Here is a 719-nt window from a genome sequence, read left to right as displayed (position 1 = left end):
AACTTAAGTTCTTACTGAATTAAGACATCACTCCTATCTCTCCTTACACTCGTCCTAGCAGACAGAAGGATATGCTTAGTCCGAAAAAGTTTAACTATAGTCAGCACAATGACTCCTATACCTGTCTTAAAAAGGCTTTTCGCTAGACCACTACAGTTGACGAAAAGCCTGCTTTTGCAGATTATAAATTTGAACTTTATCCTCATAAATTACAACATAAGAAAACACCTCATAAGTTAGATTTTTCTGTCTAACTTATGAGGTGTTAGTCATAGAAGGATATTTACATTTTTCTTAAATAGCCAAATCAAACTTCAGCTGTGGCTTAACCGGATCATAGTCAACCAACTCAAAGTCCTCGGCTTTGATGTCAAAGAAATTAGTCTTATCTGGTACATTCAAGACCAAACGTGGTTGGCAGTTTGACGACTCACGACGGAGCAATTCCTCTGCTTGTTCAAACTGATTATCATAGATATGAAGGTTGTTGATAAAATAGAAAAACTTCCCAACCTTCCATCCGAAATGCTTGGCAATCATCATTTGAAGAGCCACATACTGCATAGCATTGATGTGGTGGGCCACCAGCATATCATTCGAACGCTGGGTCAAGGTCGCATCCAGATAGATGTCCCCATCAACCCGACGGACATCAAACATGGTCTGAAAGGCGCATGGAAGAAGACCATCTGTCTCCTCAAAAGCTTGGTAATCCCAGA

The 719-nt window shown here is 40.1% G+C and carries 1 protein-coding gene; it reads right to left on the bottom strand.

Annotated features, from left to right (window positions below):
* Positions 1-294 precede the first annotated feature (294 nt).
* On the bottom strand, positions 295-719 hold a 425-nt coding region (locus GMD4S_RS12480), incomplete at its 5' end, for a thymidylate synthase (protein WP_000326588.1).

Source organism: Streptococcus sp. GMD4S, from assembly GCF_000296955.1.
The sequence above is the reverse complement of the archived record's forward strand: the minus strand, read 5'-3'. Positions and strand labels throughout refer to the sequence as shown.